Genomic DNA, 14,825 nt, shown 5'->3' with positions numbered 1-14,825 from the left:
GACACGACGGTTCGCAGTCCGCGCCGAACGGCGGACGCCGTGGTGATGCGATGAGCGGCGACCTCCCGCCGCGGGTTCGACTCCTCGCGGCGCGGTACGGGCGGGAGCTGGCGGTCGCGCTCGCCGTCGTCGCGCTCGTAGCGCTCGCCGCCGCCGGCGCGGCGGTCGCGAACTCGTCGACCACGGTGACGGAGGAACGGAACGTCCAGACGGTGTCGACGTCGGTGGAGACGAGCGCGGTCGTCACGGCCGAGGACTCCGCCTGGGAGACGGGGACGCGACTGGAGAACAGCCCGCGATACCTGCGGCGAGACGCGCCGGAGCTGACGCTGACGCCGACGACGCGTGCCCCCGATGGGACGAGCGTGACTCACGAGGTCCGCCTGGAGCTCCGCGCGACGGCAGACGGGGAGCCGTACTGGAACAGTTCGCGGGTGCTCGTCTCGGAGACGACGGAGGCGACGAACGGGACGGCCACCGCGACCGCCACCGTCGACGTGCCGGCGCTCGCCGAGCGCGTCAACGAGACCGCACACCGGCTCTCGCACGTCGGGTCGATGGAGGTCCGGCTCCGCGTGGTGACGACGTACGACACCGGCGACTACGTCGGCGAACTCGCCGCGAGCGCGCCCCTGCAGGTGACCGACCGCGCCTACTGGGTCGACGGCGACCTCGCGGCCGACAGAACCCACCGGACGACGGTTTCGCGTCGGGCCGACGCGGCCCCCGACTACCCGACCGTGCTGTCGCTCCTCGCGCTCGCCGGGGGCGCGGCCGCCGCCGCCGCGACCCTCTGGCGGCGCCGCGAGGCGGCGGTCGACGTCGACGCGATCCGACAGGAGATCCACCGGAAGCGTCACGCGGAGTGGATCTCCGCGGGGTCCATCCCGATGTGGATCGACCGGGACCGCGTCCGACTGAACACCTTGGAGGACGTGGTGGACGTGGCTATCGACGGCGACGGGCGGGTCGTCCACGACGAGCGGTGGGACCTGTTCGCCGTCTTCGACGGCGACGTGGTGTACTACTACTGCAGGACCGGCGAGTGGGAGGAGATCGCGTGGCCCAGCGTCGGCGCGACGGACGGCGTCGCCGGCGCTGGAGAGGGGCCGCAGGGGATCGGCGGCTCGGGGGGCGACCCGCCCGACGACGACTCTGACGACGGGCTCCCCGTCGACGAGGACGCGTGGGGACGGGTGTGAAACCGGGGAGCTGGCCGCGACTCACTCGGCCCAGTACGCGTCGCCGGGCTGTGTCTCGAAGACGGCCCGCCGGAGCACGTCGACCGCCTTCTCTAACCCCTCGGTCGAACTGGTGAGCGAGTCCTCGTGCTCGATCGAGAGCGCGCCGTCGTAGTCGACCATCCGGAGCGTCGAGACGACGTCCTTCCAGTGGCCCTCGCCGTGGCCGTAGCCGATGGAGCGGAACAGCCACGAGCGATTCGGTTCGTCGGTGTACGACGTCGTGTCGAGCACGCCCTTCTCGCGGGCGTTCGCGTCGTACACCTTCGTGTCCTTTGCGTGGAAGTGATGGATGGCGTCTTCCTCGCCGAGTAGGCGGATGGCGTCGGTCACCTCGATCCCCTGCCAGTAGAGGTGCGAGGGGTCGAAGTTCGCGCCGATGCGCTCGTTCGTCGCCTCCCGCAGGCGGAGCAGGCCGTGCGGTTCGTACACCAGCATGTTCGGGTGCATCTCGATGGCGACGTCGACCCCGCGGTCGGCGGCGTACTCGGCGATCTCCTCCCAGTAGGGGATGGCGACCTCCTCCCACTGGTACTCGTGGGCGTCGGCGTGCTCGCTCGGCCACGGCGCGGTGATCCAGTTGGGCACCTCGTCGTTCGGGCCGCCGGCGGGCAGGCCGGAGAAGGTCGTGACCGTGTTCACGTCGAGTTCGGCGGCGAGGTCGATCGCCTCGCGGAGCTCCCGGTCGGCCTCACTCGCCGTCTCCTCGTCGGGGTGGATCGGGTTGTTGTGGGTCGCGAGCGCGCTGACCCGCATGTCGTGCTGGGAGAGCAGCGCGTGCAGGTCCGTCTGGGCGTCCTCGTCGCCGAGGTACTCCTCGCGCGGCAGGTGGTCGTCGCCCGGGTGTCCGCCGCAGCCGAGTTCGACCGCGTCGACGCCGATGTCGTCCAGATACGCGAGCGCGTCGTCGAGGTCGCGACCGCCGAGCGGGACGGTCAGTACACCGATGTCCATGTGTACCCGTTCCGTCCGCGCTCAGCAAAAAGCAGGGGGGTGACGGCAGCGCTCTCAGCGGCTGCGGTCGGGCGCCGGGCGTTCGCCGAGGGTCACGGTCACAGTCGTCCTGTCCCCGTCGCGGATCACAGTCAGTTCGATCTCGTCGCCGGGCGAGGTCTCGGTAGCCAGGTAACTGCCGAGCTGCTCCTGCGAGGCGATCTCCCGGCCGTCGACGGCGACGATGACGTCACCACCCACCGGAGCCTCCTCGCCGGACACCGACGTGGTGCCGTTTATCCCCCGCAGCGTGCCGTCGGCGGGGCCGCCCTCGGTCGTCTCGATCACCATCACGCCCTCGCTCGCGTTCAGGTCGTTCGCCTCGGCGACGGTCGACGTCACGGGGACGGAGCGGATTCCGAGGTAGGGGTGGCTGTAGTTGCCTTCTTCGATGAGAGCGGGCACGACCCGCTCGACGAGTTCGGGTGAGATAGCGAAGCCGACGTTGTCCCCGCCACCGGCGCGGTTGACGCCGACGACCTCGCCCTCACAGGTCACCAGCGGTCCGCCGCTGTTCCCGGGGTTTATCGGCGCGTCGGTCTGGACCGTGTCGGGGATCGAAAAGCCGGCGCCCGTCGGCATGGACCGGTTGACCCCGCTGATGATGCCGTGCGTCATCGTCCCCTCCAGCCCGAAGGGGCTGCCGATGGCGGCCACGCGCTCGCCGATGGGCGGCCCCTCGTCGGCGACCGGCAGCGCGGCGGCCGACTCGGGCACATCGTCGACGCGCGCCACGGCGAGATCGGTGTAAACGTCGGTTCCGGTCAGGTTGCCCGTCCGCGTCGCGCCGTCGCTGAAGCGCACGTCGACCTGCTCGGCGGGTTGTCCCGACGCGGTTCGCTCGGGCCCGCCGGCGACGACGTGTTGGTTCGTCACTACGTACGCGGTGCCGTTGTCGAGTTCGTACACGAACCCTGACCCCTGCCCGCGGTCGGTCATTACCTGTACGACGCCGGGGCTCGTGTCGCGGTACAGGTCGGTGTAGTTGCAGGTAGCGGAGCCGTTCGTCGACTCGTTCTGTACGATGACTCGCTCGTCGGTCGACAGCTCCGCCAGCGCAGGCACAGCGACAGCGCCGAGGACGGTGAGAAGTACGACGGCTACGGCGACGCCGAGCGCCTTCCGTGACATAGTGACAACCCAGGGACGAAAGGGCGATAAACCGGGTCTATCGTTCCGTAGCGTTTCGGCCGTAACCGCGTCTTACCCCGCGGCGTCGGACAGCGTTGCCACTCTCGGGCGATCGAACGGCGTCCGAGAAGGCGGACGCCGGGTCTCACAGAGGCAGTCGCAGTCGTTCAGTCGGCCTGTACTTCGTCGGCCGCCCGGAGCTGGACGGCGCGGTTCTCCTCGCTGGAGCGGTAGATGGCGTCGATGACGCGCTGGACGGTCAGCGCCTGGTCCATGGTGTTGCGGTCGGGCGCCTCGCCGGCCTTGACGGCCGCGAGGAACGCCTCCTGCTCGGCCTTGTGCGCGTCGTTGGGGCGGGTCTCGACCTGCGTGTCGGTCAGGTGGTCCGTCCCGACGCCGCTGGACTCGTAGATGGTGAGGTCGCCGTTCGCCTTGTCGAACTTGGCGCCGGCCTCGGTGCCCCGGAGGATGAAGTCCTGGTTGTTCGTGCGATTCGTCGCCCACGCGGACTCGAGCGAGACCGTCGCTCCGTTCGCGCAGCGGATGAACGCGCTGGCGGAGTCGTCGACGTCGAACCCTTCAGGGCCGATGTCCTCCCCCCACATCTCGATGAAGGAGTACTCCTCGCGGTCGCCGAACTGGGCGCGGGTCTGGCCCGAGACCTCGACGACCTCGGGGAAATCGAGGAAGTACAGCGCGAGGTCGATCGCGTGGACGCCGATGTCGATCAGCGACCCGCCGCCGGCGACCTCCTTCGACGTGAACCACGACCCGCGACCGGGGATCCCCCGGCGGCGGATGTAGTTCGCCTCGACGTGGCGGACCTCGCCGAACCGGCCCTTCTGCTGGTGGCCCTTGATGACCTCGACGGGGCTCGCGAACCGGTTGTTGAACCCGGCCATGCAGAACGCGTCGGCCTCCTCGGCGGCGGCGGCGATGCGCTCGGCGCTCTCCATCGAGTGCGCGAGCGGCTTCTCCAGCAGCACGTCGATCCCGGCCTCGAGCGCGTCGGTCGCGTACTCCTCGTGGAACTTGTTCGGCGTGGTGATGATGACCGCGTCGGCCACCTCGAACAGCTCGTGGTGGTCGTCGTAGGCGGCGATACCGTACGTCGCCGTGAACTGCTCGCGGGCCTCGGCGTCGATGTCCATGCCGCCGACCACGTTCGCGCCGAGTTCGCGGAGCCGGTCGACGTGATACTGACCGATGTTCCCCAGCCCGATGATCCCGACCCGGGCCGACGTATTCTCGCTCATAGTTATGCTTCACCGATACCCGTGTTTAACTCTTTCACGTCGTCTCGTCGCGTCATACGTCGGTTCTGACAGGTCTTCGTCGGCATCTCAGTACAGTTGACGCTCCTGCTCCTCGCGCTCCTCCTCCTGCTCGGCCTGTCGCTTCAGTTTCCGCCGACCTCGCCGGTACTGGCGGATACCGGGGACGACCTTGTTTTTCAGGTCCAGAAAGAACGACACGATGCCGTAAATCCAGAAGAAAAACAGGATCGTCCCCCCGCCGAAGTAGACGAGTTCGGCGGTGCCGACCATCTCAGACGTCACCCCCGGTCTCACCGGTCTCCCGGCCGGCGCGCTCGCCGGTGACCTGTCGCGACGGCATTCCGTGGATGATCGCCTCGCCGGTGCCCGAGTCGAACAGGTGGACCTTCGACCGGTCGAGCACGACCTCGATGTCCTCCTCCTCGTGGACGTCGGAGTCCGGGTCGACGCTCATCAGCAGCTGGCCGGCGCCGCGGCCCTCCATGTCCATCGACGCGTCGCCGTCGCCGAGCAGGAGGTAGACGAATATCTCGTCGCCCATCGGCTCGAGGACGTCGGTGGTCGCGCCGATACGCTTCGTCGGCTCCGGGAGCGATCCCGCGGTGTCGATCGGGTACACGTCCTCCGGGCGGATCCCCATCGTGACGTCCTGCCCGGCCGCGATGCCGTCGACCGTCGCCGGGTCGAAATCGAGGTCGAAGTACTCCGTCTCCAGTCCCGTGTCGGTGATGGTGCCGCTCATGAAGTTCATCGAGGGCGACCCGATGAACCCGGCGACGAACAGGTTCGACGGCTCGTTGTAGCAGGTCAGCGGCGGGTCGATCTGCTGGAGTTCGCCGGCGTCCAGCACCGCGATGCGGTCGGCCATGGTCATCGCCTCCGCCTGGTCGTGGGTGACGTAGATGATCGTCGTGTCCAGTTCCTTGTGCAGGCGCTGCAGTTCCGTCCGCATGTGGACGCGGAGCTTCGCGTCGAGGTTGGCGAGCGGTTCGTCCATGAGGAACACGTCCGGCTCCCGGACGATGGCGCGGGCGATGGCGACGCGCTGGCGCTGGCCGCCCGACATCTCGTCCGGCATGCGGTCCAGCATCCCCTCCAGCTGAACGATGTCCGACGCCTTCTCGACGCGGCGGTCGATCTCGTCCTTGTCGTAGTCGCGGAGGCGGAGGCCGAAGCTGATGTTGTCGTACACGTCCATGTGGGGAAACAGCGCGATGTTTTGGAACACCATCGCGACGCCCCGGTCTTTCGGCGGCAGTTTCGTGACGTCCCTGTCGCCGATGTAGACGTTCCCCTCGCTGGGCTTGGTCAGTCCGGCGACCATCTCCATCGTGGTCGACTTGCCGCAGCCGGACGGGCCGACGAGACAGATGAACTCGCCGTCTCGCAGTTCGAGGTTCATGTCGTCGACGGCCGTGACGTCCTCGTACCGTTTCGTGATGTGTTCGAGTTTGACTTGTGCCATTGTGTATCACTCCTTGAGTGCTCCTGCGGTGAGGCCGCTGACGATCCGCTCCTGCGCGACGACGACCAGAATGACGACCGGGAGTACGCCGACGATGCTCGCCGCCGCCATCAGATTGAACGACGTGGTGTACTGCGTCTGGTAGCTCAGGATGCCGCCGACCAGCGGCGACCACTGGTCAGGCTGGTTGCCGAGCGCCATGATCGAACTGAAGAAGTACTCGTTGTACACCGAGATGAACGTCAGCACCGCCGCCGTCGCCACGCCGGGGGCCGACAGCGGGATGATCACCCGGAACAGCGCGCCGAGCCGCGTCGTCCCTTCGACGCGGGCGGCGTCCTCCAGTCCGTCCGGTATCTGCCCGTAGAACGTGGTGAGGATGAAGATCGACAGCGGCATGAACAGCGCGCTGAACGGTAGCACCATCGACGCCGGCGTGTTCACCAGTCGCGGGGGCTTGAACAGCTCTATCCCGAGGAACGGTATCTCGACGACGTTCCCGGTGAACGCGTTGAACAGCGGCACCAGGAACGCCGCCGGCGGGAAATAGGAGATGGCCAGGATCCCCAGCATCAACACCCCGCGGCCCGGGAACTCGAGCCGTCCGAAGACGTAGCCGGCGAGGCTAGCGATCGCTAGCACGATGATCGTCGTGATGATCGCCAGCACGAAGCTGTTGAAGATGTAGAGGTGGAACGGGATCTGCTGGAACACCTCGATGAACGCCTCCCAGTTGTACCCCTGCGGACGGAGGAACGGCAGGTCCCAGTTCCCGCTGGTGATCAGGCTGTTTGGCGTCAGTGCCAGCACGAGCAGCCAGTAGAACGGGAACAGCGTCGTCACGAGGAAGAAGGCGGTAACGACGTAGAACAGCGCACGGTACAGCCGCTTGCGCTTGTCTGCGTCGTTGACGACTCCCTGTGTCCACCGTGCGAGCGGTCCGTCGGACGTGTCTGATGACATCTCAGAATCCCTCCCTGTACTGCTGGTAGATCACGCCGGCCACCGCTATCGCGATGACGCCGGCGGTGACGAATGCGACGGCCGATGCCAGGCCGCGCTGTGTCGTGAACGTCGACACGACGATGCAGGACAGCGACGGGACCACGGTGCAGTCCGACGAGACGTCGATGAGTCCGTAGACCCGCATCGCCTGAATGGTCCGGAACAGCACGGCGACGCCGAGCGTCGGCAGGATCAGCGGGAACGTGATCAGTTTGAACTGCTGCCAGCGGGTCGCGCCGGCGACCCGCGCGACGTCGTAGAGGCTCCGGTCGATGCTCTGCAGCCCCGCCAGGATCAAAAGCGCCATGAACGCCGACGTCTTCCAGATGTCAGCGACGATCACGATGAGCAGGCCGCTCGCCGGGTCGTTGAGCGTGTTCCGTGCAGCCACGATGCCGTACGGCGCGAGGAACTGCGTCGCGAACCCGGCGCTCGGGTGGAACATCAGGTAGAAGATCATCCCCTGGATGACGATGGGGATGGCCCACGGGATGATGATCGCGACGCGCACCCAGCGCCGGCCGTAGAAGTCCTGATCCAGTACCAGCGCCTGTCCGAAACCGATGAGCGTCTCGAAGAAGACGCTCACGGCGGCGAAGATGAGCGTCACCGCGAGCGCGCTACTCAGGAGTCCCTGGACGTGGATGAACGGGAACGAGCTCTGTAGCGTCACCTCGCCCCAGAGGAAACGCGGTCCGCCGAAGTAGCGGTTGGCCTCGCCGGTGAACAGGTTCACGTAGTGCTGGAGGCCGACCCACTCCGGGTCGCCGGTGCCGATGATGTTCGTGTACAGCGACAGTTCGAACGTCCGTAACAGGGGGTACAGCGCCATCGCGCCCAGCAGGATGAACACGGGCGTCAACAGCAGGTACGCGAACCCCGTCTCCCCGAGGTTCTCCATCCAGCGTACGGCCGAGGCCATCGGCCCGGACTGCCGGGATTCGCGGGCGGTAGCCCCCTGTGGTCCTTCGGCGCTCATCGGTTACCCACTCTCGATGTCCTCGAGCTCACTTTGCAGGTCCGCCATCGCCTGAGAAGCGCTCTTCGAACCCGCGACCGTGGTGTTCGCCTGCTGGGCGATGACGCTCGCCTCGTTCGGCCACACCTGGGTTACGGGACGAGGCATCACGTTCTCGCCGGCGAGCTTCAGCGTGTCCATGTACTGCCCCATGGGTTCGATGTTGGTGGCCGTCTCCGACTCGAACAGTTCGGGCTTCGGCGGAAGCCAACCCCACAGCTCCAGCATACCGAGGTAGGTGTCGTCTTTCATCGCCGTCCGCATGACCTCCAGCGCCGCCTCCTTGTTCTCGGAGTTCGGATTGAGGACGATGTGCCATCCGCCGAGCGCGGAGGTGGTCCCTCCGGTGCCCGGTTGGGCCGCTTCGCTCTCGGGGACGGCGTAGGGTATCGGCATCGCGCCGTAGGCGTCCGTCCCGAGTTCGCCGGCGTTGAGGTTGATGGCGTACGGCCAGTTACGCTGCATCACCGCTTCTCCGTTGAGGATCCGCTGACGGGCGTCCTCCTCCTGCCAGGACGTTATCTCGGATGGAGCGATGTTGGTGGCGTAGTTCTGGAAGTTCTGGTCCACGCCCTCGGTGAACGTGCGCATCATCCGCAGCGAGTTGATCACTTCCGGCTCGTTGACGGTGACTGGCCGCTCGCCGACCGGCCCGAAGAGGTTGTCCCGGCCGCCGAAGTACGCCCCGCCCCAGGAGGACATCACCTCGTTGAACGTACAGCAGGAGGTGCCGTTGTAGTTCGCCCACTGCGTGGCTAAGCCGAACTGGGCGTCGGAGTTCTCCGTTATCTCCTTGGTGAGATGCGACCACTCCTCCCAGGTCATCGGCTCGGTCGCCCACTGCTCGAAGTCGGAGTCGGAGTATCCGGCCTGTCTGGCGAAGTCCTTCCGGTACTGCATCGTCGGGAAGTCGGGGAAGTACGGTACCCCGAACAGGTCACCGCTATTCGGGTCACGTGCCGTGGCGGTGAACCCCTCGAAGAACTGGTCCTCGATGGTCTGGAGTTCGCTTTCGTCGAGTTCCTCGCTCAGGTTCGCGATGAGGCCGTTCTGAATGAAGACGTTCACCCAGCCGTTGTCCATCAGCATCAGGTCGGGTTCGGTCTCGCCGGCGTTGAGGAGTTCCACGTAGTTGCTCCGACGCGCGCCGGTGTCGTTCGCGCCGGCGCGGAACTCGATCGTGATGTCGTCGCTGAGTCCGTTGTCGTGGTACAGTTGTTTGATGTCCTCGGACGCCTCCTGCACCGCGGTCGGGTCGTATCCCCAGACGACGGTGTTCCCGTCGCCGCCGCCGTCGTCGCCGTAGATACACCCGGCCAACCCCGTTGCGACGCCCGATGCCCCTGCAGCCTTCACGAACGTGCGTCGGGAGACGCCGCTGCGTCGCCCCGTGTTCTCGCTATTGCCAGCCATTGCCATGGAAATATGTGCTACATTGATACTTATAATTAATGGAGCAGATACTACAGGTGTTGTTAAAATATTCTAGGGGCGGACGGTTATCGAGGGAGGACTCCGGGGCGGATCGCCGCGACGGACCCGATCGAAGGAGCTCGGGGAGCGCGTCGACGCGAAAGGTAGCGGCCGCTGGGGAAGGTATCGATCCACGGGACGGCGACGATTCGGACGAGGATAGGCACCAAACCGGGCGGAACGGACGTCGACCCGGGCGAACCAGGTGCGGCGAAGCGGGCGGAACGCGGACTCAGGCGGAGACGTCGGTGACGGTGATCCGGACGGCCTCGATCTCCTCCAGCATCGCCCCCCAGCCCCCGACGACCCACTCGCGGTCGCCCGTGTCGACGACGACGTGCACCTGCCCGGCGAGTTGCGAGAGCGGCGGCTCGGTGGCGTCAGGCGACGAGACGCCGGCGTACTCCGTCTCGACGATCCGCCCGGAGAGCTGGACGCGTTCGTCGGTCGCGGTCTCGAACCCCTCGACGGCCACCTCGACTGTCGCCCCGTCGTCGAGCAGCGGCTCGACGTCGCGCACGCACTGCCGGATGTCGACGTACGTCATCGGCGGCCCGTCGCTGTTCTGCGCGTACAGGGGCTCCCACACCTCCCACAGGCAGGTGAGGAAGTACCAGTGAAAGACGTAGGTGTGCGTCCGGTCGTCGACGAGGATGCCGTACTCGTTGACGGATCTGGTGTGGGGCGTGAAGCACGTCCACGTCCGATCGACGAGGGCCACGAACGGCGAGGGGAGCCGCCTGTGGCGCGCCTGGGTACAGGTCTCGGCCAGGTCGGCCGCGTCGGGGAGGCTCGCGTCCGACCCGTCCGGCGTGTACAGGGAGAGCTTCACGTCGACGCCGTTGTCGAGGGCCGTCCGGAGCGCGGGCGCCAGTCGCTCGTACTGCTCGGGGTTCGCCGAGAGCTGGATCTGGTTCTCCGCCGTCTCGATCAGCGACTCCGCGTGGTCGAGCACGGTCTCGAACCGCTTGACGATGCTCACGCGGTGGTTCTCCATCGCCGGCTGGTTCCACCGCTCCTCTATCTCCTCGGCGGCCGACGAGAACCGCTCGGCGCGGGTCTGGAGGTCGTCCAGCACGTCGGCGGGGCTGTGCGCGCGGGCGTGGAGGCTCCCCTGCTCGTACGTCTCGATGTACCCCTTCCGTTCGAGGTCGCGAAGGACGTCGTAGATCCGCGGGTCCGGCACGGAACTCGCCTCCGCGATGTCGGTCGCGGGCGAGGCGCCGAGTTCCAGCACCGCGACGTACGCGTCGGCCTGATACGGCGAGAGGCCGGCGTCTTCGAGGACTTCGGTGAGTTCGTCGCTGTCCATTACCGTACGATTTCCAGCGGCGTTCGGTTCAAACCTCTGGTGGTTCGTCCCATCAGTCCTTCCCCTCCGCCGGCCACGAGGGCCGTTTCGGCTCCTCGATCCGGGCGATCTCCTCGTCGGTCAGGTCGACGTCGATCGCCGCGACGTTCTCCTCGAGGTGGTCGATCGTCCGCGGGCCGATGATCGGCGCGTCGACGACCGGCTTGTGCAACAGCCACGCGAGGCTCACCTGCGCCGGCGAGGCGTCCTTCTCGTCCGCGATCCCGCGGATCTCGTCCAGCACCGCCCAGTTCTCCTCGATGAAGCGGTTCCGCGTGTACTCGTCGGCGTCGGCCCGCAGGCCCTCCTCGGGGTCGGAGTCCCGCTCGTACTTGCCCGTCAGGAAACCCCCGGCAAGCGGCGACCAGGGGATCACGCCGACACCCTCCTCCTCGCAGACCGGCAGGAGGTTCGCCTCCTCGTGGCGGTCGACGGCGTTGTACTCCGGCTGCATGCAGACGAACCGCTCGTAGTTCTCCACGTCGGCCGCGTACAGCGCCCGCTGGAACTTCCAGTTCGGCATCGTGCTCGCGCCGATGTAGCGGACTTTCCCCTCGCTCACGAGGTGGTCCAGCGCGGACAGCGTCTCCTCGATCGGTGTGTTCTCGTCCCAGCGATGGATCTGGTAGAGGTCGACGTAGTCGGTGCCGAGGCGGTCGAGGCTCTTCTCGGCCTGTTCCAAGACGTGCTTGCGAGAGAGCCCCTGCCCGTTCGGCCCCTCGCGCATCGGCCCGTACACCTTCGTCGCGACCACCAGTTCGTCCCGTCGTCCGTCGATGGCCTCGCCGACGATCTCCTCGCTCTCGCCGCGCGAGTAGACGTTCGCGGTGTCGAGGAAGTTGATACCGAGGTCGATCGCGCGGTCGATTATCTCCCTGCTCTGCTCTCTGTCCCCGATCATCCACGGCTCCCCGGAGCCGAAGTTCATGCAGCCGAGGCAGAACCGCGACACCTCGAGGCCCGTGTCGCCGAGGTACGTGTACTCCATGTCAGTGTCTTGCACGAGATTAGGTACCACACCCGTAATTAAAAATTCTGCCGACTGGTACGCCGAGCGGGATCTCCGGCGTCGGAACGCTGAAAGGGCCGGGCTGACGAGTGAGAGAGCATGACGAGGTTACTCGACGCCGTCCGCCGGCCGGAGTACACCGGCGAGCGGCGGTGCTGGCCCTGCACGATCGTCAACGCGGCAGTCGTGGCGGTCGCGAGCGCCGCGGTGCTGGTCGTCTCGCTACCCGCGGCTGTAGTCGTCGCGGCGCTCGGCGGGGCGGCCGTCGCGCTGCGCGGCTACGTCGTACCGTACACGCCGCGGTTCGCGCCGAAACTCGCCGCCGCCCTGCCGGGCGACCTCTTTCACGAGGACGCCGGACCGAGCGACTCGCTCGGGGACGGCATCGACGGCGAGGCGGTGCTCGGCGCACTGGTCGACGCCGGCGTCGTCGTCCCAGAGGGAGATCAGCTGTTCCTCGACGACGAGTTCCGGGCGTCGTGGCGCGGGGAGACCGCCGCGCTCCGGGAGATGGACGACGACGCGCTCGCGGCGGCCGTCGACGACGCGGCGGTCCGGACCGACGGCGCTCGCGTCGACCGCCGTCGAAGGCGACCGACGGTCGTCCTCGAAGCGGACACGGGACAGACGATCGACCAGCGCCGGCTCTCCTACCCCGTCGCGCTCGCGGAGACCGGCGCGGCGAGGGCGCTCGCGGACCGGCTCCCGGACCCCGAACTCCGCGCGGCGGCCGCTGAACCGCTGCGGACCTTCCTCGAAGCGTGCCCCGCGTGCGGCGGCGACGTGGAGGAGACGACGGAGGCGAACTGCTGCGGGGGGCCGTCGCACCCCCGCGAGGGGCCGCGGGACGTGCTCGCCTGCGCGGACTGCGGCGAGCGGCTGCACACGTTCTGAACCGGAAAACAGCGAACTCCGAGCGGCGAGCCCCGCGCTCGGTCCTCAGGGCTCGTACTCCGGCGGCTCGTCGCGCCCGATCCGAATTTCGTGAGCCTCGACGTCCTCGAAGGCGGCGACCTGCCCGCCGATCTCGACCTCGCCAGCGTCCGTCTCGACGGTGAGCCCCGCGACCTCCTCGCTTGCCTCGAAGGCGATGTCGACGACTTTCCCCTCGACGAGGCGCGACTCGCCGGTCTCGACGTCACGCCCCTGGATCGTCGCGTAGAACTCGCCGCCGGACTCGATGAGGTGTTTCACGCACCGGCGGATGGAGGCGTAGCGCCGGGGGAACGGCCGGTCGTTGCCGTCCGCGGCCAGGGTCTCCTTCGCCGTCGTCCAGAGGACGGTGCCGAAGAACCCGCTGACGAGGAAGCCGAGCGCGGAGCGGTTGAAGATGACGCCGTAGCGGTCCTGGTCGTCCCGCAGCGCGTCCTGCGTGGCGTAGATGGAGTACTCGCCGTCGGCCACCGCGATGACCGGCGTCGTGATGCCGCGGCGCGCGCGGGCGGTCGTACAGACCTGCAGGTAGTCGAACTCGTCGGGGTCCGGCGCGGCCGCCGCCGGGGTCATCAGGAGCTCGATGCTCACACCCCGGCGCTGCGCGGCGACGAGGTCGTCCTCGAACCGCTCCAGCAGCTCCGGCGTCAGCGAGAGCGACAGCTCGTACTCGGCCTCCTCCACGATCTCCTCCAGGTAGCGAAGGATGGTCGAGCGGGACTTCACGAGCGACACCGCCTCGGTGTCGCGGGCGGGGGCGGTGTACCGGGATTCGAGCTCGGACACCATCTCCGACAGCGACGACTGGACGTCCGCGTAAGCGTCGTCCGGGTTCACCGCGATGATCTTCATCGGACGGGACTCGCGAAGCTCGACGAGGCCGCGGTCGCTCAGGCTCCGCACCGTGTCGTACACCCGCGGCTGGGGGATCTCCGTCCGGTCGGCGATCTCGCTCGCCGTCAGCTGACCGTGCTCTAACACCGTCAGGTAGGCCTCTATCTCGTACTCCCCGAGGTTGAAGCGTTCGCCGACCCGCTCCATCGTCGAGCGGAGGTCGTTCGTGGTCATGTCGCACACACCGTGCTCCCCCATTAAATGATTTACCGAAAATCGAGTAGCACGTCGTTTCGAAAACGAGTTTGTTCGGACCGATTACATGAACATCCGGTCGTCGGGCCGGTCCGCCTCGGCCTCCTTGTCGAGACGCTCCGAGAGGCCGGCGTAGTACTGCTTCACCCGGTCCGAGAACTCCCGGAGCGGGTCCGTGTCGAACTCCATCCCGTGGACCTCCTGGACGGTTTCGAGCAGGCGCAGCGCCGCGTCCGCGTCCGGTCCCTGAGCGTGGACCGGCGTGATGAGGACGCCCACCCGCATGTCGGTGGTCATCCCGTGCTCCACGAGCGCCGCTTCGACGCCGTCGAGGAAGCCGCTGCGCATCGGCGGCACGTCGGCGTCCGCGAGGCGCGCCTCGCGGTAGTCGTCGGCGGCGACGTGGAACGTCCTGTGGTCGTCCGGCCCGTGCGCGATCGGGATGCCCGACAGTATCGTCACCTCCTCGACGCCGGCGTCTTCGGTCCACTCGATGACGGCCTTCCCGAACCGCTCCGCCGCCCACACCGGGACGAACAGCTCCGACTTGAGCACCGCCGCGTCGAAGTCGTCGCCCGTCAGGATCTCCGTCGCGTGGCGCGGTCGCCCCTCCTCGAAGGGGGTGATCGTCGGGAGGCCCTCGGCCCGGACGTACCCGCTCGCCGCGAGGTCGAGGTGGTCCGCGAGGTAGTCGACGGCGGTCAGGCCGGCGAGGCCGAACGACGAGAAGCCGGCGATCACCGTCTTCGGTACGTCGCTGTCGGCTCGCACGTCGAAGCTCGGATCGCGTCGCGGTCCCGAAGGCATGCGTACCAGTACGGCGGGAACCCATATCAAGCG

14 protein-coding genes are annotated in these 14,825 nt (G+C 67.5%); 2 read left to right on the top strand and 12 right to left on the bottom strand.

Translation table 11 applies throughout. The features are described from left to right. The first annotated feature begins 50 nt into the window (after nt 1-50). On the top strand, nt 51-1,202 hold the full coding sequence (locus D8670_RS14560) for a DUF5305 family protein (RefSeq protein WP_121818854.1): 1,152 nt from the start codon (nt 51-53) through the stop codon (nt 1,200-1,202). 21 nt (nt 1,203-1,223) lie between these two features. Here D8670_RS14560 and D8670_RS14555 read toward each other — a convergent pair whose 3' ends face one another. The 10 genes from D8670_RS14555 to D8670_RS14510 form a co-directional block, all read right to left on the bottom strand. Continuing rightward, entirely contained in the window at nt 1,224-2,195 is a 972-nt protein-coding gene (locus tag D8670_RS14555) for a sugar phosphate isomerase/epimerase family protein (RefSeq protein WP_121818853.1), read from the bottom strand. A gap of 54 nt (nt 2,196-2,249) precedes the next feature. Then, a complete protein-coding gene (locus tag D8670_RS14550) occupies nt 2,250-3,365 on the bottom strand; it encodes a S1C family serine protease (RefSeq protein WP_121818852.1) in 1,116 nt (371 codons plus the stop codon). A 167-nt stretch (nt 3,366-3,532) separates the two neighbouring features. Continuing rightward, complete coding sequence (locus D8670_RS14545; protein WP_121818851.1) at nt 3,533-4,621, bottom strand: Gfo/Idh/MocA family protein; 1,089 nt, start codon at nt 4,619-4,621, stop codon at nt 3,533-3,535. 87 nt (nt 4,622-4,708) lie between these two features. After that, nucleotides 4,709-4,912 (bottom strand): DUF8005 family protein, encoded by a 204-nt coding sequence (locus D8670_RS14540; protein ID WP_121818850.1) that lies wholly within the window; start codon nt 4,910-4,912, stop codon nt 4,709-4,711. A 1-nt stretch (nt 4,913) separates the two neighbouring features. Beyond that, nucleotides 4,914-6,107 (bottom strand): ABC transporter ATP-binding protein, encoded by a 1,194-nt coding sequence (locus D8670_RS14535; RefSeq protein WP_121818849.1) that lies wholly within the window; start codon nt 6,105-6,107, stop codon nt 4,914-4,916. A 6-nt stretch (nt 6,108-6,113) separates the two neighbouring features. Continuing rightward, nucleotides 6,114-7,070 carry a carbohydrate ABC transporter permease gene (locus D8670_RS14530; RefSeq protein ID WP_121818848.1) on the bottom strand — a complete coding sequence of 319 codons (957 nt, stop codon included), beginning with the start codon at nt 7,068-7,070 and terminating at the stop codon, nt 6,114-6,116. A gap of 1 nt (nt 7,071) precedes the next feature. Beyond that, complete coding sequence (locus D8670_RS14525; protein WP_121818847.1) at nt 7,072-8,091, bottom strand: carbohydrate ABC transporter permease; 1,020 nt, start codon at nt 8,089-8,091, stop codon at nt 7,072-7,074. Nucleotides 8,092-8,094: 3 nt separating this feature from the next. After that, on the bottom strand, nt 8,095-9,543 hold the full coding sequence (locus D8670_RS14520) for a substrate-binding domain-containing protein (RefSeq protein ID WP_121818846.1): 1,449 nt from the start codon (nt 9,541-9,543) through the stop codon (nt 8,095-8,097). A 292-nt stretch (nt 9,544-9,835) separates the two neighbouring features. After that, nucleotides 9,836-10,915, bottom strand: a complete 1,080-nt coding sequence (locus D8670_RS14515) for a TrmB family transcriptional regulator (protein ID WP_121818845.1) — start codon at nt 10,913-10,915, stop codon at nt 9,836-9,838. Between the two features lie 52 nt (nt 10,916-10,967). Further along, nucleotides 10,968-11,942 (bottom strand): aldo/keto reductase, encoded by a 975-nt coding sequence (locus D8670_RS14510; RefSeq protein ID WP_121819291.1) that lies wholly within the window; start codon nt 11,940-11,942, stop codon nt 10,968-10,970. A 120-nt stretch (nt 11,943-12,062) separates the two neighbouring features. On the opposite strand from D8670_RS14510, the gene D8670_RS14505 reads away from it, so the two are divergent. Next, on the top strand, nt 12,063-12,857 hold the full coding sequence (locus tag D8670_RS14505) for a DUF8054 domain-containing protein (protein ID WP_121818844.1): 795 nt from the start codon (nt 12,063-12,065) through the stop codon (nt 12,855-12,857). Nucleotides 12,858-12,902: 45 nt separating this feature from the next. Here D8670_RS14505 and trmB read toward each other — a convergent pair whose 3' ends face one another. After that, entirely contained in the window at nt 12,903-13,964 is a 1,062-nt protein-coding gene (gene trmB / locus D8670_RS14500) for an HTH-type sugar sensing transcriptional regulator TrmB (RefSeq protein WP_121818843.1), read from the bottom strand. 84 nt (nt 13,965-14,048) lie between these two features. Further along, complete coding sequence (locus D8670_RS14495; protein ID WP_121818842.1) at nt 14,049-14,792, bottom strand: proteasome assembly chaperone family protein; 744 nt, start codon at nt 14,790-14,792, stop codon at nt 14,049-14,051. Nucleotides 14,793-14,825 lie beyond the last annotated feature (33 nt).

The organism is Halostella limicola (genome assembly GCF_003675875.1).
GTDB lineage: Archaea > Halobacteriota > Halobacteria > Halobacteriales > Natronoarchaeaceae > Halostella > Halostella limicola.
Note: the sequence above shows the minus strand (reverse complement) of the source record. Positions and strands in the feature narration are given on the sequence as shown.